Source organism: Enterococcus sp. E4-223 (genome assembly GCF_035727065.1).
GTDB lineage: Bacteria > Bacillota > Bacilli > Lactobacillales > Enterococcaceae > Enterococcus_B > Enterococcus_B faecium.
The window spans coordinates 247731-271756 of record NZ_JAPMLH010000003.1; the positions used below are offsets into that span (position 1 = coordinate 247731).

General features: G+C 38.8%; 18 protein-coding genes. 15 read left to right on the forward strand and 3 right to left on the reverse strand.

The features are described from left to right. The first annotated feature begins 5 nt into the window (after positions 1-5). From OS139_RS06395 to OS139_RS06425, 7 genes are all read left to right on the forward strand, one after another. Positions 6-656, forward strand: coding sequence for a nicotinate-nucleotide adenylyltransferase (locus OS139_RS06395; protein WP_002332041.1), 651 nt, complete (start codon positions 6-8; stop codon positions 654-656). Continuing rightward, positions 640-1233: a bis(5'-nucleosyl)-tetraphosphatase (symmetrical) YqeK gene (gene yqeK, locus OS139_RS06400; protein WP_002287635.1), complete on the forward strand. Its 594-nt coding sequence runs from the start codon at positions 640-642 to the stop codon at positions 1231-1233. Before OS139_RS06395 ends, yqeK begins: the two co-directional genes overlap by 17 nt. Positions 1234-1253: 20 nt before the next feature. After that, complete coding sequence (rsfS, locus tag OS139_RS06405; protein ID WP_079993968.1) at positions 1254-1613, forward strand: ribosome silencing factor; 360 nt, start codon at positions 1254-1256, stop codon at positions 1611-1613. 3 nt (positions 1614-1616) lie between these two features. Continuing rightward, positions 1617-2357, forward strand: coding sequence for a class I SAM-dependent DNA methyltransferase (locus tag OS139_RS06410; RefSeq protein WP_002287639.1), 741 nt, complete (start codon positions 1617-1619; stop codon positions 2355-2357). Positions 2358-2573: 216 nt separating this feature from the next. Further along, positions 2574-3725 carry a nucleotidyltransferase gene (locus tag OS139_RS06415; RefSeq protein WP_002332039.1) on the forward strand — a complete coding sequence of 384 codons (1152 nt, stop codon included), beginning with the start codon at positions 2574-2576 and terminating at the stop codon, positions 3723-3725. A 130-nt stretch (positions 3726-3855) separates the two neighbouring features. After that, positions 3856-4575: a YebC/PmpR family DNA-binding transcriptional regulator gene (locus OS139_RS06420; RefSeq protein WP_002287641.1), complete on the forward strand. Its 720-nt coding sequence runs from the start codon at positions 3856-3858 to the stop codon at positions 4573-4575. A gap of 179 nt (positions 4576-4754) precedes the next feature. Further along, positions 4755-5402 (forward strand): hypothetical protein, encoded by a 648-nt coding sequence (locus OS139_RS06425; RefSeq protein WP_002319388.1) that lies wholly within the window; start codon positions 4755-4757, stop codon positions 5400-5402. 92 nt (positions 5403-5494) lie between these two features. Here OS139_RS06425 and helD read toward each other — a convergent pair whose 3' ends face one another. Beyond that, positions 5495-7774: an RNA polymerase recycling motor HelD gene (helD, locus tag OS139_RS06430; RefSeq protein ID WP_325066839.1), complete on the reverse strand. Its 2280-nt coding sequence runs from the start codon at positions 7772-7774 to the stop codon at positions 5495-5497. Between the two features lie 277 nt (positions 7775-8051). Here helD and OS139_RS06435 point away from each other — a divergent pair, with 277 nt between their 5' ends. The 5 genes from OS139_RS06435 (at position 8052) to OS139_RS06455 (ending at position 15898) form a co-directional block, all read left to right on the forward strand. Beyond that, positions 8052-9875: a heavy metal translocating P-type ATPase gene (locus OS139_RS06435; RefSeq protein ID WP_002332037.1), complete on the forward strand. Its 1824-nt coding sequence runs from the start codon at positions 8052-8054 to the stop codon at positions 9873-9875. Between the two features lie 46 nt (positions 9876-9921). Continuing rightward, a complete protein-coding gene (locus OS139_RS06440) occupies positions 9922-10101 on the forward strand; it encodes a 2-hydroxymuconate tautomerase (protein WP_002287649.1) in 180 nt (59 codons plus the stop codon). Positions 10102-10437: 336 nt separating this feature from the next. After that, positions 10438-12378 carry a threonine--tRNA ligase gene (gene thrS / locus OS139_RS06445; RefSeq protein WP_002319391.1) on the forward strand — a complete coding sequence of 647 codons (1941 nt, stop codon included), beginning with the start codon at positions 10438-10440 and terminating at the stop codon, positions 12376-12378. 224 nt (positions 12379-12602) lie between these two features. Further along, on the forward strand, positions 12603-13451 hold the full coding sequence (locus tag OS139_RS06450; RefSeq protein ID WP_325066840.1) for a MurR/RpiR family transcriptional regulator: 849 nt from the start codon (positions 12603-12605) through the stop codon (positions 13449-13451). 293 nt (positions 13452-13744) lie between these two features. Continuing rightward, complete coding sequence (locus OS139_RS06455; protein WP_002332036.1) at positions 13745-15898, forward strand: peptidoglycan D,D-transpeptidase FtsI family protein; 2154 nt, start codon at positions 13745-13747, stop codon at positions 15896-15898. Positions 15899-16328: 430 nt separating this feature from the next. Here the strand turns inward: OS139_RS06455 and OS139_RS06460 are convergent, their stop codons facing one another. Then, complete coding sequence (locus tag OS139_RS06460; protein WP_002296740.1) at positions 16329-17138, reverse strand: Cof-type HAD-IIB family hydrolase; 810 nt, start codon at positions 17136-17138, stop codon at positions 16329-16331. A gap of 292 nt (positions 17139-17430) precedes the next feature. Between OS139_RS06460 and OS139_RS06465 the strand changes: the two genes are divergently transcribed. Both OS139_RS06465 and OS139_RS06470 read left to right on the forward strand, forming a co-directional pair. Next, the gene (locus OS139_RS06465; RefSeq protein ID WP_002298256.1) at positions 17431-18867 is read left to right on the forward strand and encodes an NCS2 family permease; all 1437 of its coding nucleotides are present in this window, start codon (positions 17431-17433) and stop codon (positions 18865-18867) included. 169 nt (positions 18868-19036) lie between these two features. Continuing rightward, complete coding sequence (locus tag OS139_RS06470) at positions 19037-20233, forward strand: multidrug efflux MFS transporter (RefSeq protein WP_002290958.1); 1197 nt, start codon at positions 19037-19039, stop codon at positions 20231-20233. 61 nt (positions 20234-20294) lie between these two features. Here OS139_RS06470 and OS139_RS06475 read toward each other — a convergent pair whose 3' ends face one another. After that, a complete protein-coding gene (locus OS139_RS06475; RefSeq protein ID WP_002295359.1) occupies positions 20295-20480 on the reverse strand; it encodes a YjzD family protein in 186 nt (61 codons plus the stop codon). Between the two features lie 230 nt (positions 20481-20710). On the opposite strand from OS139_RS06475, the gene dnaE reads away from it, so the two are divergent. Continuing rightward, positions 20711-24025 carry a DNA polymerase III subunit alpha gene (gene dnaE, locus OS139_RS06480; RefSeq protein ID WP_002332035.1) on the forward strand — a complete coding sequence of 1105 codons (3315 nt, stop codon included), beginning with the start codon at positions 20711-20713 and terminating at the stop codon, positions 24023-24025. Position 24026 lies beyond the last annotated feature (1 nt).

Here is a 24026-nt window from a genome sequence, read left to right on the forward strand (position 1 = left end):
TGACCATGATGAATACGCAAGCTAAGACATTTGTTCGTTCACAATTATTTCCTGAAGAAATGCCTCAATTCTTAGAGAAGAAAAAGCAAGTAGGGATCTTGGGCGGAACATTCAATCCCGTTCACCTTGCACATTTAGTGATGGCTGAACAAGCTGGCCGGAATTTAGGTCTTGACCGCGTATTTTTGATGCCTTCTTATCAGCCACCTCATATTGATGAGAAACAGACGATTGATGCAAAACATCGACTCAACATGTTGGAATTAGCTGTGGAAGACAATCCTTTTTTGCAGATTGAAACGATTGAATTAGCTCGTGGTGGGAAAAGTTACACCTATGATACTATGAAGGAATTGACGCAAAACAATCCGGATACAGATTATTACTTTATTATCGGTGGGGATATGGTAGAATATTTGCCAAAATGGTATAAAATCGATGAGCTGACTTCTATGGTCAACTTTGTGGGTATACGTCGACCAGGATACACAACGGATACTCCATATCCTGTAATTTGGGTAGATGTACCTGAGATCGACATCAGTTCCACGAAAATACGTCAAAAGATCAAAGAAGGCTGTTCTATCCGCTACCTTGTTCCAGATAAAGTAATTGATTATATTCAAAATGAAGGGTTGTATGAATATGGACTATAGTAATGAATATACTGCTTATTCTAGAGAAAACCTGATGCAAAAAATACAGATGAGAATGAGCGAACAACGCTTCAAGCATGTGCTTGGAGTAGAAGAAACAGCCGTGGCTCTTGCCAAAAAATACGGTGCTTCTCCTGAAAAAGCTAGTATTGCTGCATTGACACATGATTATGCAAAAGAACGACCAGATGAGGAGTTCAAAATGGTAATCGTAAGAGACGGTTTTGATCCAGAGTTATTGAATTATAATAATGCAATCTGGCATGGTCTTGTTGGCGCTTCGTTTGTAGAGCGGGAATTAGGAATCACCGATGCAGAGATTCTTCATGCAATCCGGGTGCATACGACTGGGGCTGCTAAGATGAGTCTCCTTGACAAAATCATTTATGTAGCAGACTATATTGAACCAGGTCGAGATTTTCCTGGGGTACAAGATGCACGAGCCATTGCATGGGCTGATCTAGACGAAGCTGTAGCATTTGAAACAAAACATACATTGGCCCATTTGCTTGCGCAAGAACAACAGATTTATCCAAAAACAATCGAAACATATAATTACTGGGTAGCAAAAAAATAAGCTGCTCATATTAGGAGGAAATCATCATAGATAGTAAAGAACAATTAAAAATTGCGGTTGAAGCAGCAGATTCAAAACGGGCAGAAGACATTATCGCTTTAGACGTTCGAAATGTTTCCTTGTTGGCAGATTATTTCATGATCTGTTCAGCAAATAGCGAACGTCAAATCAACGCAATTACAGAAGAAATCATTGATAAAGAAGAAGAAAACAAATATGAACTAAAACGTATTGAAGGAAAAGAAGGCGGAAAATGGGTATTGATCGATCTTGGAGATGTGATCGTACATGTTTTCCATGCACCAGAACGAAGTTTCTATAATCTGGAAAAACTATGGTCAGATGCTCCGTTAGTCGATCTTAGTGAATGGTTGGATTAACATATGGCTTATGAAACATTTGCTTTCATTTACGATGAAGTGATGGACGAAACACTTTATCAGCAATGGCTAGCTTTTTCGAAACGTCATTTACAAGAAGACACAAAAAATATTTTGGAACTGGCATGCGGTACTGGAGCATTAGCGGTTGCCTTTGCAAAAGATGGATATAAAGTGACAGGGTTAGACCTTTCAGAAGAGATGTTGATGATTGCCAGCCAGCGAGCATATGAAGAAGACGCATCGATCCAATTTGTGGAAGGCAATATGCTCGATTTATCAGAAATCGGACAATATCAGGCAATTACCTGTTTTTCTGATTCGCTGTGCTATATGAAAAATAGACAAGAGGTACAGCAAGTGTTTGATGAAGTCTATCAAGCGTTAGAAGAAAATGGCCGATTTTTATTTGACGTACACTCCACCTATCAAGTAGATGAAGTTTTTCCAGAATATAGCTATCATTATCAAGGGGATAATTTTGCTTTTTTGTGGGATAGTTATCCAGGAAGCGAGAAACACAGCATCGAACATTTTCTTACCTTTTTCGTTGAAGAACAAGAAGGGTCTGGTCGATTTATTCGTGAAGATGAACTACATCAAGAGCGTACCTATCCATTGGAAAGTTATCTAAGAATGCTGGAAAACAGCGGCTTTTCGAAAGTCGAAGCATTTTCTGATTTTACAGACGAAGCAGCATCAGAGAAATCAAAGCGCTGGTTCTTTGTAGCATACAAAGACTAGCGGTTTTGCCTGCTCGAGTTAACAAGAAAAGAATAAAACTTCAACATAAATTATATATCCGAACGATATAGGCATTGCTCTTGCAGTGCAGCTTTTCGTCGCAGAAGTATTGTGTTTGCGAGAATAGTTTATATAGTTCGGGTATTTTTTCCGATTTTTGCCTTTTTTTACTTGTCTCTATTTCTTTTTTATCGATAACTATGAAGGAGGATGCGCATGAAAAGCTGCGGGATTATCGTAGAGTACAATCCTTTTCACAATGGACATCGCTATCATGTGGAAATGGCACGAAAAACAACAGGAGCAGAGGTCGTCATTGCTGTAATGAGCGGGAATTTTTTGCAACGAGGCGAACCGGCTATCATCGATAAATGGCATCGCGCGAATGAAGCTTTACAAAATGGTGTTGATTTAGTAGTGGAGCTTCCCGTCGAATGGGCGGTTCAGTCAGCTGACTATTTTGCTAAAGGTGCAGTAAAAATCTTGCAAACACTGGACTGTGACAGTTTGTGTTTTGGAACAGAAGAAGAGACTTCGTTTGATTACAGCAGTTTCGGACGCTTTGTCCAAGAGAATCAAGATAGGATAGAAGAGGCATTTCAAGAACTGTCTGATCAAACGTATAGTTATCCGCAAAAAATGACTGAGGTTTTTCGCAGTCTGTATCCCGATATTACGCTTGATTTTTCTTCGCCAAATCATATCTTGGGATTAAGTTATGCAAAGGAAAATGCCAAGTATGTCCACCCTATGGAATTACATCCGATCCGACGTAAAAGTGCAGGCTATCATGAAAAAATTATCACAGATCAGACGATAGCCAGTGCAACAGCCATTCGCCATGCGTTAGAAGAAGGAAAAAGGATAGCTGGACTTGTGCCGCCTCAGACAGAAGAAGATCTTTCAACTTGTTCGCTGCAGACTTGGGAATCTTATTGGCCGTATTTGCGTTATCGGTTGTTATCTTCTACTTTGCTGGAACTGACAGATATCTATCAGATGACCGAAGGAATAGAATCGCGCATGAAAATAGCAGCTGCAACTGCTGATAGTTTTGAGGATTTTGTGTCAAAGGTAAAAACAAAAAGATATACATGGACACGGATCCAACGATTATCTTGTTATGTCTTGCTGAATATCAAAAAGCAAGAGATTCCTGTCCAACAAAATAAAAATTATCTTCGACTACTTGGATTTACCGATGCTGGAAGAAGATTCTTAAAAGAAAAAAAAGAGATTTCTATTTATTCCCGAATCGGAAAAAAAGAGGCACAAGAAGCGGAACTGTTAGTTAGAAGTGATCAAATCTATCAATTGGGAGGCAATATTCCGGAACAGAATTTCGGGCAAATTCCAATCCGAGTATAGATAATTGACTAAAAATGAGAAGAATGAAGGAAGAAAGAAAAAAAGCTTCACAGAATCGTGATTCACAAGTATAATGGAACAGGACGTTTTTGCGTTATGAAACTATCAAATCAGAAAGCGAAGTGAAAATATGGGACGTAAATGGGCAAATATCGTAGCAAAGAAAACTGCTAAAGATGCTAATAATAGCCGGATTTATGCAAAATTTGGGATTGAAATCTACGCGGCAGCAAAATCAGGTGATCCTGATCCGCATGCAAACCAAAAACTACGTTTCGTCATTGATCGCGCTAAAACTTATAATGTACCAAAACATATTATTGACCGAGCAATCGAAAAAGCAAAAGGTGCAGGAGATGAAACATACTCTGAATTGCGCTATGAAGGATTTGGACCAAGCGGCTCAATGGTGATTGTTGATACATTGACGAACAATGTGAATCGAACAGCAGCAGACGTACGGGCAGCATTTGGGAAAAATGGCGGGAACATGGGTGTTTCCGGAGCGGTTTCTTACATGTTTGACAATACAGCAATCTTTGCTTTTGCAGGAGAAGACGCTGACGAGATCCTTGAATACCTAATGGAAAAAGACATCGATGTTCGCGATGTAATGGAAGAAGAAGGACAAATCATCGTTTACGGTGAAGTAGCGGATTTCCATAGTATACAAGAAGCATTAAAAGAAAAAGGAATCACTGATTTTTCAATCGCTGAGATCCAAATGATCCCTCAAAACGAGGTAACACTATCTCCAGAAGATCAAGAAACATTTGAAAAAATGATTGATGCACTGGAAGATCTAGAAGATGTACAGCATGTGTTCCATAATGTGGCATTAGAAGACTAAGCAACCAGTTTTTAACGAAAAGTATTCAGTCTTTTTCGAAAAGCAAGACAATCTCACTAACAGATTGTCTTGCTTTTTTGTGTGATTTATTTTCTTTTCTAATTCAACCTGTGGTATGATGAGAGCATAAGTATCATGTGAAATGATATGAAGTATGTGGAAGATGGACGGGGAAGAATATGGAAGCAAAAATCACTTTAGAACCTTTTGAACGTATCTTAAGCGGTTACCGCAAAGTAGAAGAGTTAGCTGTGAACGTAACTGATTGTTCAAAATTAGCGCAAAAATACGCAAGATTCGGCGTTGAAGGCTATCGATTAGGAAACTATGTCGGTACAGGGTATCTGAACCGTTATTTAGAGTGTATGGTGGACCGCGCACCAATGCTGATTTATAGACAAAAATATTTGATTCCGCTGCTTTTTCGTCGTTCTGATTCAGCCTTTCGGTTATTTGAAGAAGAGTATCGGATGGAGGCTTTCTTTCTACTATTAGAGTGGAGCTTGAAGCATCGTCCTGAAAAAATTCTTATCGAAAGAAATGAGAAGATAGACACGAAAAAAAATAAAGTGATCGATAGTGCATACCTAGCATTTCGTGTATCAGAGATTTTGGATTGTGGCGGCTATCCAATCAGCAATTTCCAATCAATTGACCAGTTCATTGAATGGAATCGAATTTACCGATTGATCGACAATGGCGGGATTGGCCGTCATAGCAAGGTATTTGACCCAGAATATCCAGAAAACATGGAAGAACTGAAAATGATTATTTCGCTTGTCAAATTAAAATATCCTGAAACAGATTTGGATTTATATATAGAATAAATGACCTTAAATGATTGAATTACTTTTTCTGCAATTATTATTGTAAATAAAAAGACAACTGCTAACATTAATGATAGCAGTTGTCTTTTTACTTACAGTACTTTTTTCTCATAAGATGAAATATCCATATTGTTTAACAAAGGACTTTCATTATTGGAGGTAAAAAGGGTCAATTCATGCATCGCACGTGTACACATGGTGTAAAGGATCAATTTGTCTTGCTGAGAAGAAAAATGTTCTGCATCTACATCCCACAAGAAAACTCGGTCAAACTCCAGACCTTTTGCTAAAAAGGCTGGAAGTAAAATAATGGAACGTTTCATAAAGTCACTCTCATTTAAAATCAGCTGGACTTGTTGTTTCAACTCGTCTGGCAGTTGAGCATAAAGAGCTTCGCATTCTTCTTGTGTTTTAGCTATGATTGCTGTACGCCAATACCGGGCTTTTCCCTGAGTCATTCGAATGGTATCTGCTAACCAATTCAATTTGATATCATCTGTTGTTCCTTGGATGAGCAAAGGAAGGTCTCCTTTTCTTGCTGTTGTTTCTACTTGATGTTCTTTCACAATAAAATGATTAGCAAAATCAGTGATTTCTTTTGTGGAGCGATAGCTTGTCGTTAATTGGAAACGAGTGACTTCACGGTCCACGAAAAGGTCTTCCAATGATCCAACGATCATTTCATTTCCAAAGACATTTTGATTTAGATCTCCACAGAAAGTCAAATTTGCTTTTGGGAACAAGGCTTGCAGCAATGCCACTTGTGATGGTGCGAAATCCTGCATTTCATCAATAAAGATATAGCGAGCTTTGTGTGTAACCGTCACTGGATATATTCGGCGCATCAGTAAAAAGAATAGTACAGCATCCTCTTGACGCAATTCTCTTTGACGCAAGTGTGTACGAACAGTTGTCAAATGTTCCTGCCATCTGGTCTCGCTGATTTTATGTCCTGTTAGAAGAGAAAGTGGCACAGTTTGTAGAAAGTGGAGATATTGTTTCGTTATATTGACAAATTGATAATTCATGATCCCTCGATGGATTCGACGGAATCTTTTACGTACGATTTGGTTGGCCAGTTTTTTACGTAATGAACGCTCCTTTTGTTCTGTATATTCAAGATTAGGATCTGTTGCGTATAGTTCTTGGAGCTGTTCTTCCGCCAGATCTTTGACCCATTGCTGACGTGTTTCGTCTTTTTGCAGACCGCCTAATTTTTTCAGGAGCTTCGTTTGTAATAGAGAGAGTCTATGATGTAAAGGTAATTGTTCATTTGTTTCTTTATACCATTGGCGAATCGATTCCTTTGATAGGATCGTACGGCCATTTATTTTCATATCACGGAACAAGGGACCGTAGTTTGTGATGCCTTGGATATAGCGATCAATCTGATCGACTAAGGTCAATCCGCTTTTCATCACTTGTATCGGATCTTTTTCCCCTAGCAAAAACCCACTTTCTTGTTGCTGTTCATCTAGTAAAGAAAACTCTGGCAGCAGCTGCACCAAATAATTTTTGAATGTCTGTGTAGGCACGCCGCTTTCACCTAATGAAGGCAATACAGTCGAGATGTAATCAGAAAACAAATGGTTGGGTGAAAATAGAAGAACGTTTTCAGCCTCGAGCCACTTGCGATTATGATACAACAGAAAAGCAATACGTTGAAGCAAAGCGGATGTCTTTCCACTTCCGGCGATTCCTTCAATCAGCATTACTTTACTTGTTGTGTCCCGAATGATTGCATTTTGTGCTTTTTGTATCGTAGAGACGATGTTTTTCATATGGTTGCTTGATGATTCATCCAATATCTCTAGCAAAAAGTCATCATTGATTACTTCCGACGTATCTACCATAGATAAAATACGTCCTTCTTGGATTTTAAATTGTCGTTTCAACTGCAGATCGACATCTATTCTATCTGTTTCAGTTTCATAAAATGCGGGACCAATCTCACCTTCATAATAAAGATTGGCAATTGGTGCGCGCCAGTCAATAACGATTGTTTCTTCTGCCAGATCTCTTAAAGAAGCGATACCTAGATATAATGTTTCTGTTTCACGGTCTTCTTTAAAGTCGATACGGGCAAAATAAGGACTATCTTTCATGACAGACAACGTTTGCAGGCGTTTTTGCTGTGCTTCAAGAGTATGGTATTTCAAAAGCAATTCCTGCTCATGTTGGCGATATTCAACAGCAGATTCATAAAAAGCTTCATTGGAACTAGCTCGAATCTTGTGATTAGCTGTGTCTTTTGTCGAATGATTCATTTCCTGAGTCAATTCTTGTTGTTTTGTATCCAGCATATTTTGTTCGATCTGGATTAGTTCAATCGTTTCATCCACGTGCGTTTGTTCTAGTTGTTTCTCATTCATCGCATGTTTACTCCTTCCGCCGTAAATAACGAATTAAAAGTATAGCATAGTTTTTCGAAAAAAGGTACTTTTTAACTGATGAATCGAAAAAGTCATCCTTGCTGAATATTTTTGTTTGTAGAACTGATGAATTTTGGAAACGCTGATAGTGATAGTTGTTTTCAATTAAGGCCTATTGTTTTAAAAAGTGCTAGTCAAGGACTATGCTTAAGATGAAAGAGGCAGCTGGAAATTTATTACTAACCTTTCTAAGTCACATAAAAGAGGAGAAAAAACAATGACACATTTCAAAAAATTTTTACTTACTTTGCTTATTGGTGGGATAGCTTTATTAAGTGAATTTGTTTTTCACCAGCCAGCCCTTGCATTTGCGATTGTCGCATTTACTGGAGGGATTCTCGCCTTCTTGATGTTTTTGGAAATGATCAAGACGTTACGTTCAGGAAGATATGGCGTAGATGTATTAGCGATTACCGCAATCCTTGCAACATTAGCCGTCAAAGAATACTGGGCTAGTTTGATGATATTGATCATGCTTACGGGCGGAGATAGTCTAGAGGATTACGCGAATAAACGAGCGGGTAAAGAACTGCAGTCTTTGTTAGATAACACCCCAAGAATTGCCCATCGATTCAAAGAAGGAAAATTGCAGGATATAGTAATCGATGAAATAAATATTGATGACCAGTTACTAGTCAAGCCTGGCGAACTTGTACCCGCAGATGGTCGAGTGACCAAAGGAGAATCTTCGGTCGATGAATCTTCTTTGACAGGTGAGTCCCGCCCGGAAACCAAGAAACCTGGAGATCAGATTATGTCAGGGTCTTTAAATGGAGACGGATCGATCCAAATGATCGCTGAAAAACGTGCCGCAGACAGCCAGTATCAAATGATTATTAAACTAGTCGAAGAATCAAAAGAAAAGCCTGCCCGATTTGTCCGTTTAGCTGATCGTTATGCAGTCCCTTTCACGTTGATTGCTTATTTGATCGGTGGTATTTCTTGGTGGTTCTCAAAAGACCCTTTACGATTTGCTGAGGTACTGGTAGTGGCATCACCTTGTCCACTGATTCTAGCTGCGCCCATTGCTTTAGTTGCAGGAATGAGCCGTTCAAGTAAAAACGGGATCGTTGTAAAAACTGGAACAACGATTGAAAAGCTCGCACGTACAAAAACGATTGCTTTTGATAAAACAGGAACGCTTACCAAAGGGATATTGGAAGTAGAGGCGATTCAGCCAGTCAATGGAATAAAAAAAGAAGAGCTACTTCTGTATGCAGCTAGTGCAGAACAGGAATCTAGCCATATCTTAGCTCGTTCGTTAGTGAACAACGTGAAAAATAGCCAACTGTATCCTGTTAGTCAACTGAAAGAAGTGACCGGTCAAGGAATACAAGCAGTAGTCAATAATCATGAAGTAAAGATTGGACGTGCCTCTTTTGTTTCAACTGAAGAAATAGAAACGTCCAATACAGCAATCTATGTAACAATTGATCGATCTTTTGCAGGAACGATCCTATTTTCGGATCAGATTCGCCCAGAAGCAGCAAAGACAATCAAGGAGCTAAGAAAACTTGATGTGAAAAATTTGATGATGATCACCGGGGATGGATCTGCCATTGCTCAAACGATTGCAGAAAAAGTCCAATTAGATTCTGTACATGCCCGTTGCTTGCCTCAAGATAAACTGACCATTTTAGAAAGTATCCCTAAAGATCAAAGACCTGTTGCGATGGTAGGAGACGGCGTGAATGACGCACCAGCACTTGCTGCTGCAGATATCGGCATTGCAATGGGAGCTCATGGTTCTACAGCTGCTAGTGAAAGTGCAGATGCGGTCATCTTGAAAGATGATCTTTTACGTGTAGCAAAAGCAGTAGTGATCTCAAAAGATACGATGAGAATAGCGAAACAATCTGTACTGATTGGCATCTTTATTTGTATTTTTTTGATGTTAATTGCAAGTACGGGACTAATCCCCGCATTATTCGGAGCTGTTTTGCAAGAAGTCGTGGATACGGTCTCTATTTTGAGTGCCTTGAGAGCAAAAAAAGATCCAGCCATTTTTCCTGATTCAGTACCCAAGACAAACATAGTATGATAGAATCGAGTTGAAAAAAGAACGATCAGAAAGAGGAGAGAGCATTATGCCATTCGTACATGTCGAATTAGTAGAAGGCCGCAGTCCGGAACAATTAGAAAATATGATGAAAGATATCACGGAAGCTGTTCATAAAAACACGCAGGCACCAAAAGAACACATCCATGTCATCATCAATGAGATGAAAAAAGGAACATACGGTGTAAATGGGGAATGGAAAAAATAAGTTTAGTTTCCCACTTGATTTTTCTATTTATTAGTGGTTAAATAAACACATAATTGATTGATGAGAAAGCCAACTGAATTTGAGAGTCTTCGATAAGAGAGGAAAAGCTAGGCTGAAACTTTTCCAGGAGAAAACCAAAGGATGACCACTTTCGAAACCCTTGTTGAAGCAAGGGCGGTCGGACCGTTACAACGCTTGAGGAACGCATTTGCGTTTGAACATTAGGTGGAACCACGAACTTTTCGTCCTAGTATCTCTTTTCAAGAGATGCTAGGATTTTTTTGTTCTTCAGCTTGATGATCTGATCAATCAAAACATTTCAAGGAGGAAACTATTATGATAAAAATTACTTTTCCAGATGGTGCAGTTAAAGAATTTGAGTCTGGAACAACAACATTGGCAATTGCTGAAAGCATTTCAAAAAGCTTAGCAAAAAAAGCTTTAGCTGGTAAAGTGAACGGAAAACTCGTTGATTTGACTCGTCCAATCGAGGAAAATGCAAGTATTGAGATCATCACACCAGACCATGAAGATGCACTTGGCTTAGTCCGTCATTCAGCAGCTCATTTGATGGCCCAAGCCATGCGTCGCCTCTATCCAAATATCCACTTTGGCGTTGGACCAGCTATCGATTCAGGGTTTTACTACGATACAGATAATGGACAAAACCAAGTAACTGCAGAAGATTTGCCGGCAATCGAAGCAGAAATGATGAAAATCGTCAAAGAAAATCTGCCAATCGAACGCCGTGTTCTTTCAAAACAGGAAGCATTAGAAATTTTTGCAAGTGATCCGTACAAAGTAGAACTGATTAGTGAATTGCCAGAAGAAGAAGTGATTACTGCTTATCAACAAGGCGAATTCATCGATTTGTGTCGTGGACCACATGTTCCATCCACTGGCCGTATACAAGTATTTAAATTATTATCAGTGGCAGGTGCTTATTGGCGTGGAAACTCAAACAATCAAATGATGCAACGTGTATACGGGACAGCCTTTTTTGACAAGAAAGCTTTGAAAGAATATATCCGTCTCCGTGAAGAAGCAAAAGAAAGAGACCATCGTAAACTAGGAAAAGAACTTGACTTGTTCATGGTTTCCCCAGAAGTAGGTTCTGGTTTGCCATTCTGGCTTCCAAAAGGGGCAACAATCCGACGCACGATCGAACGTTATATCGTAGACAAAGAAGTTAGTCTAGGTTACCAACATGTATATACACCAATAATGGGAGATGTTGAGTTGTACAAAACATCTGGACACTGGGATCATTATCAAGAAGACATGTTCCCGCCAATGGATATGGGAGATGGCGAAATGCTTGTTCTTCGTCCAATGAACTGCCCTCATCACATGATGGTCTACAAAAACACGATCCATTCTTATCGTGAATTACCAATTCGTATCGCTGAATTAGGAATGATGCATCGCTATGAAAAATCAGGTGCTTTGTCAGGTTTACAACGTGTACGAGAAATGACGTTGAATGATGGTCATACATTTGTTCGTCCTGATCAAATCAAAGATGAATTTAAACGTACGCTTGAATTGATGGTGGCAGTATATGCTGACTTCAATATTACAGATTATCGTTTCCGCTTGAGCTATCGCGATCCAAACAATACAGATAAATATTTTGATGATGACGCAATGTGGGAAAAAGCCCAAGCAATGCTGAAAGCCGCTATGGATGAATTGGAACTAGATTACTTTGAAGCAGAAGGCGAGGCAGCCTTTTACGGACCAAAACTAGATGTTCAAGTCAAAACAGCTCTTGGTACAGAAGAAACATTATCAACTATACAATTAGACTTCTTATTGCCAGAGCGCTTTGATTTGACATATGTTGGAGAAGACGGGGAAAATACGCATCGTCCAGTAGTTATCCACCGCGGAATCGTTTCTACAATGGAACGTTTTGTTGCTTATTTAACAGAAGTATACAAAGGCGCTTTTCCAACATGGTTGGCACCTATACAAGCAACAATCATCCCTGTTTCTGTTGATGCACATGGCGATTATGCTTATGAAATCAAAGAACGTTTGCAAATGAAGGGGTTGCGTGTAGAAGTTGATGATCGTAATGAAAAAATGGGCTATAAGATACGTGCCTCTCAAACACAAAAGATCCCTTACCAATTGGTTGTTGGAGACAAGGAATTGGAAGATGCAACAGTGAACGTACGTCGTTATGGAAGTAAAGAAACAGCTGTAGAAGATTTGAATATCTTTATTGATGCTATGGAAGCAGAAGTCAAAAATTACAGCAGAGAAAACTAATAGGTAAATTTCCTGTAAAAAAGTAGTAGATAGAAAACAATCCGAACAATAGATAACAGGTATTCCTCAAAGACACAGATGCTCAATAGAATCTGTGGGATTGATGGGATAAGATATTCTGTTGGGCGGATTGTTTTTTTGTTTTTTTATCCAGTATACGACCGTGAATAAGGGTCTGATATGGTATACTTACATAGACTATCATTAAAAGGGTGGAGGAACTTATGAGCGTAATTAGTCGTATTGAAAGTATGATGGAAGATTATTCTTCAGCAGAAAAAAAGTTGGCCAACTACATTATCGGTAATATTGAGAAGGTCCCTACAATGACAGCTAATGAATTAGCAGAAGCTTCCGGGTTGAGTGCGCCGACAGTTGTACGTTTTTCCAAAAAAATCGGTTTTCAAAGTCTGACGGACTTCAAAATCACGATTTCAACAGAACTACAGACTGGAATCGATGAAGGTTTTAGTGATATAGAAGCAAATGAGTCCTTTTACTCTATCAAAAACAAACTTGGTAACAATGCACAAGTAGCGATAAAAGAAACAGTAGATATTCTAGAAGAAGAAACGATCCAAAAAGTCGTAGAGTGTTTGGAATCGGCAGAGACTGTTTTTTTATATGGGGTTGGCGCCTCTTCTTTAGTAGTAGAAGATATTCTGCAAAAATGGTCTCGTGTCGGTAAGCCAACCATTTTTGAAAAAGATATCCACGTCTTGCTCCCGCAACTTGTCAGCAATGAGAAAAAGAAAGTGCTTTGGCTTGTTTCAAACTCAGGTAGAAGTGCAGATGTAGTCGCATTAGCCGAGCTGGCGAAAAGCATGAATATCGAAATCATTGCGTTGACGCAATTTGGAAATAACCCGCTTAGCAAGATAGCCGATGTACTCGTACAAACATCTAGACCAAAAGAAATCACGAATCGAAGTGCGGCAACTAATTCACTTTTGGCCCAATTTGCTACGATCGATATCATTTTTTATTTCTATATGGCTAAAAACGAAAAGCTTAGCGAAAAAGTGAAAAAAACACGAGAAGCAATCCAAGAATATTTTATGGATTCGAAATAAAAACCTTACTATTTTTTATATAAGTTTTTTAGAATAACAAAACGTAGTTTTCCACAAATAAATGATCCATCAAAGTGTTTCACGACTTAAGAAAACATAATTTTCAAAAATAAGTTTATTTTTTAATGAAAAAAATAGTTGGATATGTAACTTTAAGTGATTGCTGTGAAACAAAAAGTTGATTTTATCTTGAAATTAGGTAAAGAATTTCTTGCTCCGCCCATTTTTTCTTTTTTATTAAGAAGTTTTTGGGTACAATGAAGCATGAATGTAAATAGGCGGAAGGATAGGAAATGATGAAAGATTTTATGAAAAAAAAATTAAATACTTCTTGGTTAGAAAAAATAAGAAAAGGTGCACAAGAACCTAAGAACAAAACGTTTCGCCGGTCCCATGTTCCTTTTCGCTTAAATTTTCTTTTTTTCATTATATTTACGTTATTTGTTGCGTTGATTGCTAGATTGGGTTATTTGCAGATCGTGAACGGCGAAGAGATGGAGGCGCGAGTGAAGTCTACTTCTACGATTACGGTCCAAGAAAGTACTCCTCGCGGAATGATCTACGACTCCACAGGAAAAGCTTTAGTTACGAATAAAGCGAATCAGGCCATCACATATACGAGAGGAACACAAGTTACGGCTAAAGATTTGCTTGAAATCGCAACGAAGCTGAACTCGCTGATCGATGTTCCGGTAGATGAAAATCTGACAGATAGAGATAAAAAAGATTTTTGGCTGGCTGATCCCAAACATTTGAAAGAAGCCACAAAAAGACTTTCGGAAAAAGAAAAGCAATTAGGGAACAGCGAACAATATAGTGCGATGGTCAATAAAGTCACAGCTGATGAGATTAATTTAAACGAGGAGCAATTAAAAATTGCTACCATCTTTAAACGGATGAATAGTGCATATGAATTAAACACTGTCTATATCAAAAACTCTGGTGTTACTGATCAAGAGTTAGCTGTTGTGGCAGAACGCGCTTCTGAACTTCCAGGAGTTTCGACTGGCACAGACTGGACACGAGAATATAATGCAGCAAGTTCACTGAAAAGTATTCTTGGCAGTGTGACGACTGAAAAGCAAGGACTTCCAGCAGATGAAGCAGAGAAATACCTAGCAAAAGGTTATTCTCGGAATGACCGTGTAGGACAAAGTTATTTGGAAAAACAATATGAAGATGTCCTGCAAGGAACCAAAACCCAATATGAAGTTTCCCTTGATAATGAAGGAAATGTTTCGAATCAAAAAGAAATCTTCTCTGGGGAAAAAGGTTCTAATTTAATGTTATCTATGAATGCAGAATTCCAATCAAAAGTAGAAGAAATTTTGAAAAGGAATTATCAAACATTGATCAACAACGGCAAAGCACAGTATTCGCCTGGTGCTTATGCAGTGGCTATGAATCCTCAGACAGGAGAAGTGCTAGCAATGACTGGTTTCAGTCATGAACAAGGTTCCAAAGAAATCACCGAGAATGCTTTAGGCACGATTACTAGCGCCTTTGCTCCAGGGTCTGTAGTCAAGGCTGGTACTTTGACAGCAGGCTGGGCAAGTAACGCGATCAGCGGAAATCAAGTTTTGATTGATGAGCCGATTCGTCTGCAAGGTTCTTCAGAAAAAAGCTCTGTCTTTAATCGAAGCGGACAAGTTGCTCTTGATGCAGTCAAAGCATTGGAATTGTCTTCTAATACGTATATGATCAAAGTGGCGTTAAAGATGTTAGGACTAGACTATACACCTGGAATGGGACTACCTAGTTTAGATGAAGAAGCTAAAGCTTATCAGCAATTGAGAGACTCTTTCAAAGAGTTTGGTCTTGGTACAACGACTGGGATCGATTTGCCGAATGAATCTCCTGGGATCTCACGTTCTGTTGATTATATGAAGAAGTTCAATGCGGATAATGGCAAAGAATGGTATACTCCAGGTAACTTTACCGATTTGGCATTTGGACAGTTTGACACATATACACCAATCCAATTAGCTCAATATGCTTCAACAGTCGCTAATGGCGGGAAACGAGTACAGCCGCACCTAGTCAAAGCGATCTATGGCAATGACGAAAATGGAAACTTGGGTGAAGTGAAGAAAGAAATTGGCACAACAGTAGAAAATACGGTCAATATTTCTGCAGAAAATATGGCGATCCTCCGTGAAGGATTCCACCAAGTTGTCCATGGTACCGATCCTTACACAACAGCCAAACCATTAGCCAGTGCGAAAATGGACCTTTCCGCAAAAACAGGGACTGCAGAAACGGTTGCGGAAGGTCATCCAGATATTACGACAGTCAATAGTAATATCGTGGCATACGGACCAACAGACAATCCGGAAATTGCCATCAGTGTTGTCTTGCCGAACTTATTAGACGAACAAGACCACATGAACTTGACGATTGCTAAAGAAATAATGGACGCGTATTATGATATGTTCATGGCAAAATAAAAAAGAGGTCGTGAAAAAGCCGCTTAGTTTCGAGTATGAAGAAAAATTTTGTGAAAATAGCTTCTCACATTTTTGCTTAAATTTGACTTCATACCGAGAAACTGGCTTTTGAACACCGTTTAAGGAAGAGGTTGTGAAATCAGCGCCCTGACCTGAGTATTAGAGAAACAAAACGGAAAAATAGCTTCTCATATTTTGCCGTTTTTGAGCTAATACCGAAGGACAGCTGATTGAACGCCGTTTATCAAGAGGTCGTGGGCCTGCCGTTCAGCTCCGAGTCACAAGGAACAAGTACAAAAAAACAGCTTCTCATGTTTTATGAATATTGTGACTTGTGATTGAGGAGTTGGCAGGAGAACACCGTTTACTCGGCAAAAAAGGTTGTGACAAAAATTGTCACAACCTCTTTTTTGTGGAATCTAATTCTCTATTATAGTTTAAGTAGTTTTTCCAGATAAACAGCTAAACCGTCTTCCTGATTGCTCAAAGGAGTGACATCATTTGCAATGCCTTTGAGTTGATCAGTACCGTTAGCCATAGCTACTCCCCAACCTGCATAATCCAACAATTCCAAATCATTATGCTCGTCACCAAAGGCAATGACGTCTTTTTGATCGATAGACAGGTAGTTAGCAATCTCTTGCACGCCTTTTGCTTTTTGGATTCCTTTTGAAACAATCTCTAAGATGGCAGTAGGTCCACCCCATGTCCGAACATCGACATAACTGCCAAATTGACGTGTTAATTCAGCAGATACAGCTCCTGCAAAACGTTTGTCTGTTCGGACAAGCAAAGATGTAGGATTTGTCGTCAAATTTTTAGGAGAAAGCAAATTCTTCTCTCCTGGACGAGAAGAAGCAAAAATTTTTTCATCAAAGAAATCAAAACTGTCAATAAAAAAAGTATCACGATTTTCAGCAGCGATAAAATCTAAATTTAGCTGCTTTTTTTGCGATAAGATTTCAAAAGCGATTTCACGATTGATCAACGTTTCTCTTTCACCATCCCAGTGCTGATTAGGGATGTGTACTAATGCGCCGTTAAAATTAACCATCGGTGTTGTTAATTCTAATTGTTGGTAAAACTGATGGCTCATTCGGAATGGGCGTCCTGTAGCAATACTGACATGATGACCGGCATTGATTGCTTTTTTCAGAGTCTCTTTTGTTTTAGATGTAATCATCGAATCTTGATTGAGGGTAGTTCCGTCCAGATCGATGGCAATTAATTTTTTATTCAATAAGGGTCCTTCCTTCCTCAACTAGCATTTGTTTTAGTCTAGCATATTTTAGGTAATTAACAAGAGCAATCAGCTATTCCTAACAAAAACTACAGTTATGGCTATATAAATAGCTAAACATAAGCTAAACACGAACGTTAAGTATTATTTTCGCTTTTTTTGTTAAAAAAACGTTGAAAAGCGAATGAAACGTCTATATAATTTGAAATTGTTCGATGGATTTGCCCTATTTTACTTATTTTTTATTATTATAGTTTTCCATCAGAAAAAAATTCAGGGAGTGGAACTTTTTATGGAAAAGTTTTTCGGTTTAAAGAAAAACAATACAAATGTATCAACTGAAATAATGGCGGGAGTAACGACATTCTTTGCCATGAGTTATATCTTATTCGTAAATCCGACGATTTTGTCAGCATCAGGTATGCCCTTCCAAGCAGTATTTCTAGCGACAATCATTGCATCGATTATTGGTACGCTGGTAATGGGATTGTTCGCAAATGTACCATATGCTCAGGCACCTGGTATGGGATTGAACGCATTTTTCACTTTTACGGTCGTTTTTGGGCTTGGTTATTCTTGGCAACAAGCCTTGGCAATGGTGTTTATTTGCGGATTAATCAATATTTTTATTACTGTCACAAATATTCGAAAAATGATTATTCGGGCGATTCCCGAAAGTCTTCAACATGCGATTGGTGGCGGGATCGGTATTTTCGTTGCGTATGTCGGAATCAAAAATGCAGGATTCTTATCTTTTTCAGCAGACCAGTCAGCTATTTCGAGCTCTGTCGTTGAAGGCGGAAAAGCGACAAATGTTACGATAAATGGTGGAATCGTCCCTGCGTTAGCCAACTTTGACAACGCTCCTATCTTATTGGCTGTGATTGGTTTGGTACTGACAGCCATTTTAGTTGTAAAAAATGTCCGTGGGGCTATTCTTATCGGTATCGTAGCGACCACAGTCCTTGGTATTTTTATGGGTGTTGTTGATTTAAGTTCCATTGATTGGCAAACGAATTCGTTAGGTAATTCATTTAAAGAATTAGGAACAACTTTCGGTGCAGCATTTGGTTCTGAAGGCATGCAATCTTTATTCAGTGATTCTTCCAAGATTCCTCAAGTATTGATGACGATCATCGCATTCAGTTTATCTGATACTTTCGATACGATCGGAACATTTATCGGTACAGGACGCCGCACAGGCATTTTCTCAAAAGAAGACGAGATCGCGTTGGAAGATGGTCGTGGGTTCAAAACAAAAATGGATAAAGCACTATTTGCCGATGCGATCGCTACTTCCGTGGGGGCTATCTTTGGTACATCGAATACAACAACTTATGTCGAATCTGCAGCTGGGATCGGGGCCGGTGGACGTACTGGTTTGACTTCAGTAGTAGTGGCAGTGCTATTCGCATTAAGTAGTTTATTCTCTCCACTGATCGCCATTGTACCAAATCAAGCAACTGCGCCAGCATTGATTTTAGTTGGAGTAATGATGATGGCTTCTTTTGCAGACATCAAATGGCTAGATATGGAAGAAGCTTTACCGGCCTTCTTTGCATCGATCTTTATGGGATTGTGCTATAGCATTTCCTATGGGATTGCAGCAGGATTTATTTTCTATACAATTGTGAAAGTAATCAAAGGAAAATACAATGAAGTTTCTGTTGCTTTGTGGATCGTTGATATTTTATTCATTATCAACTTCATCATTCTAGCAACAATTTAACTAAAGAGAAGGGATTGGAACAGTATTTGTTCTGATCTCTTTTTGTTTTACATAAAAAGAACGTTACATATAAAATGACCTTTGCGGGATTTTTCTCTTTTTACTGGCGAGATCGTTGCTTGTTTATTCGAAAATAGGTATGATAAAAGAGACGAAAGAGGGATGATAGATGGAGATTAATTGGAGAAAAAATTTAGTGATTGCGTGGATTGGCTGTTTTTTCACTGGTGCAAGTATTAGTTTAGTTATGCCATTCATACCAGTTTATGTTGAGCAACTAGGAACACCAAAAGATCAAATCGAATTGTTTTCGGGACTAGCAATCTCTGTGACTGCTTTTGCATCTGCCGTGGTTGCACCAATCTGGGGAAATCTAGCTGATCGAAAAGGCCGAAAACTCATGATGATCCGTGCAGCAGCAGGGATGACATTAACAATGGGATCTTTGGCTTTTGTACCGAACGCGTATTGGCTTTTGATCATGCGGTTTTGGAATGGGATTTTGTCTGGATATATTCCAAATGCCACAGCGATGATTGCTTCACAGGCACCTAGAGAAAAGAGCGGATGGGCGTTAGGAACATTGTCTACCGGAGCGATTGCTGGAAATCTGATCGGACCTTCAATGGGCGGTGCACTGGCTCAGTGGTTTGGTATGGAAAATGTATTCTTGATCACAGGGGCTTTGTTGATGATCACAACGGTGCTGACCATCTTCTTAGTCAAAGAAGATTTCCATCCAATCGAGAAAAAAGATCTGATAAGCACCAAAGAAATTTTTTCAAAAATGGATCATCTCTCTATTTTGATCGGTCTCTTCATTACGACCTTGATTTTACAGATAGGAATCACTACGATCAGCCCTATTTTGACCTTATATATTCGTGAATTGAGCGGAAGTACAGAAAATATCCTTTTTGTCAGCGGCTTGATTGTTTCGATAGCTGGTGTTTCCGCTGTCTTTTCTTCACCGAAACTAGGAAAACTAGGGGATAAGATTGGGAATCAAAAAGTTCTAATTGGAGGACTCATTTTATCATTTTGCTGTTATTTACCTATGGCATTCGTCACTACACCGCTCCAATTAGGTATACTTCGCTTTATTTTAGGCTTTTCAACTGGCGCTTTGATGCCTTCTGTCAATACACTGATCAGTAAGATTACGCCTCAAGAAGGAGTCAGCCGAATCTATAGCTACAATCAGATGTTTAGCAACTTTGGACAAGTTTTAGGTCCCATGCTAGGATCGACAGTCGCGCATGCTTATAATTACAGTGCTGTTTTTATTGTGACAAGTTTGTTTGTTCTGTCAAATATTCTTCTTTCTTTATTCAACTTTCGTAAAGTTCTTCGTAGCAGATTATAATGGTGGTGAGGAGTAGAAAATAAAAAAGAGCTTGAGATATCTCAAGCTCTTGGCTGTTTTTTTACGAATGGGCAGAGGTTTCTTTTCTTGGCGCAACTGCACCAATCAAAAGGATAATGACACCCGCAATGAATGAAATGATTGTTGTCAAAGTAAAATCATATGTTCCGCTTGTTAATGCAGCACCAATATAACCGACTACTTGACCTAGAACGACAGCCCAGAATAATGTAACGATATATCGCATAAAGAACACCTCTTTTCTATCTTAATTTTACCAAATTTTCTTTGAATGTAAAGAAACGAGACCAAATCTCAATAAAATTTGAGTTCTTGCGAAAGAACTCATTCCTACAGATTACAAGCAAGCAAATGAAGTGGAATAATCAACTTCAGCGCCTGCTATCTTAATGAAAGTAAAAGGATCAAACCTTTTAACGCTAGTGAATTTTAACGAAAAAAAAGGCGGAATGCAAGATGTTTTTCCCACAACTTTATACAATTACTTCTTATTCTCTTTTACAAAGTACGATACGTATTCGAGAATATGTACAAGAAGCAAAAAAACAAGGCTACACTTCATTAGCCATAACGGATAAAGATGTCTTATACGGTGCACCTGAATTCTATCGTATTTGTGTAGAAGAAGGAGTACAGCCAATCATTGGATTACATCTTAGTTATACTTATGAAGAAAAAAATTATGGCTTGCTTGCGTACGCAAAAGATGAAATAGGTTATCAGCAGCTGATGAAACTTTCCAGCCGAAAAATGATCCAAGAAAAATTGGATCTTGCAGAAATGACAGAAACCGACCATCTAGCGTTTGTTGTTCCGGCAAATCATTCTGTTTCTGAGGCTTTCAATAAAGAGGATAACTTTTTCGGTCATTGGCAGTTTTTACTTGAAAATGTTTTTACTAGAAATTTTTATATCGGCTTGACAGAAAACACGCCTGATCAATTGCCTGAATGGTATCAGTATGTGATAAAAGAAAATTATTCGCTTTGTGCATTACATCCCATCGCTAGTTTACAACAAGAAGAACTTTTTGCACTTGAAGTGATGAAACATATCAAAGATGGAAGCCAAATACCTTTAGAAAATTTATCTGCATCTTTACCACTAACAGCAAATGGCTATCTTCTTTCAGAACAAGAAATGATCAAACGATTCGAAAAAGCGGGTCTTTCCCAAGCTGTAATAGGCGCCCAGCGTTTAGCTGAATCGATTTCATTTGAATTCCAGTTCCATCAGAAATTACTTCCGCATTATCCAGTTCCTAATGGAAAACAAGCTGGAGAATATTTAAGAGAGTTATGCTATTCGCAAGTGGAACGCCGAATCACTGATTATACAAAGGAATACCAAGAACGTTTGGACTACGAGTTATCTGTCATCCATCAAATGGGATTCGATGATTATTTCTTGATCGTATGGGATGTAATGGCTTTTGCTCATAGAAACAAAATCGTTACCGGTGCAGGTCGTGGTTCTGCTGCGGGTTCATTAGTAGCCTATGTGTTAGAAATCACAGATGTGGATCCATTAGAATATGATTTGCTGTTCGAACGCTTTTTAAACCCCGAACGCTTTACGATGCCAGATATCGATTTGGATATTCCTGACAATCGACGTGAAGAAGTATTGAATTATGTTCGAGAAAAGTATGGACAATATCATATGGCACAAATCGCGACATTTGGCACAATGGCAGCAAAAATGGTTCTTAGAGATGCAGCTAGAGTGTTTGGTTTATCGCAAAGTGAAGCAAACCGCTGGTCAAAAGCAATACCCAATCAATTGAAAATCACATTGACCCAAGCTTATAAAACTTCGCATCAATTAGTAGAATTAGTTCAGGCAAGCGAAAAAAACCAACTTTTATTCAAAACTGCAGTGATTTTAGAAGGATTGCCAAGACATGTTTCGACTCACGCAGCAGGTGTAGTTATCAGCGATAAGAATCTACTTGAACTAGTCCCGCTCCAACGCGGTTCTGATGAAGCTTTTCTGACCCAGTATACGATGAATGAGGTAGAAGCCATCGGTCTTTTGAAAATGGACTTTTTAGGACTACGCAACTTATCGATTATTGATTTTACTTTGAAAGCTGTTAAGCGAGTAGAAGGTTATGAGATCCGATTAAAAGAGATCCCGCTAAATGATGCAAAAACGCTGCTCTTGTTTCAACGAGGAGAAACCTCAGGAGTATTTCAATTTGAATCTGCTGGTATCCGGAACGTTTTACGAAGATTAGGTCCAGAAAACATCGAAGATATTGCCGCAGTCAATGCATTGTATCGACCAGGCCCTATGCAAAATATAGATACCTTCATTGCCAGGAAGAAAGGAAAAGAAGCCATTCGCTACCCAGATGATTCACTGATCCCGATTTTGAAAAACACATATGGAGTGATCGTCTATCAGGAACAAATCATGCAGATCGCCTCGACTATGGCTGGATTTACATTAGGGCAGTCAGATATTCTGCGACGGGCAGTGAGTAAAAAGAAAAAAGACGTATTAGATGAAGAAAAGTCGCATTTTGTATCAGGAGCATTACAACAGGGATATTCGGAAAAAACAGCAGCGACCGTATATGAATATATCGAAAAATTTGCAAACTATGGATTCAATCGGTCACATGCATTTGCTTATTCATTCGTGGGATTCCAAATGGCGTATCTAAAAGCCCATCATCCAGGTGCTTTCTTTACCAGCCTGATGAATTCTGTTCGGCATAACACATCAAAATTGAAAGAATATATTGCAGAAGCACGTAAAAATAAACTCAAACTTTCCTCGCCGTCCATTAATCAAAGTAATTCCAGTTTTGAGTTGGTCAATAAGGAAGAAATCAGATTCGGACTGACAGCGATAAAAGGTATTCGGCGTGATTTTGTAGAAGATATATTAAACGAAAGAAAACAAAATGGTCCGTTCCAGTCAGTGGATCAATTCCTCATACGGATCGATAAGCGTTGGCTGAAATTAGAGTTACTGCAATCACTGACAGCAGTAGGCGTTTTTGATGAATTATCTCCTAACAGGAAACAATTGATGCTTGATCTCGAAGGAAAAATCCAAAATATCGTTTACAGTGGTGGAAGTCTTGACTTGCTGGGAATCATGGCATTAAAAGAAGAAGAAGTCGCTGACTATACACTAGAAGAACGCTTGAAGCTGGAAGAGGAGTACTTAGGTATTTATTTGTCAGGTCATCCTGCAGAAGGGTTTGATCGTCTTCGTTTAGCTAAACAAGTTCAGCTGATTACAGATATCGTCCCTAATCAACCAGTCAATTTATTAGTGATGATCAAGGAAGTTAGAGAAATTCGGACAAAAAAAGGAGAACTGATGGCCTTTGTTGAAGGAACCGACAGTAGTGGAGAAATTTCTGTCACAGTTTTTCCAACTCTTTATCGTAAATATCGTAATTTGTTTGCCGTTGATCGAGTGATCTTTGTTCAAGGGCGGAGCGAAATCAGCAAATATAATCAGGAACTGCAACTAATTGGAGAAAGCTTTGCTGATCCTAACCAGTTAGAAGCCCAGTATCCTTCACAAACTTGCTATTTGCGTATTACAGAAGAACGGGAAGATCCCGAGATAATGAAACAATTACAAGTGATTTTTCAGAAACACCCAGGATATATACCAGTAGTTATGTATCACGAAAAAACGCAACGAAAAGTAGTTCTGTCAGATGCTTATTGGGTGGATGACAGCAAGAGTATAAAGGGGCAACTTATTTATCTGCTTGGCGAAGATAATGTGGTTTTCAAATAAC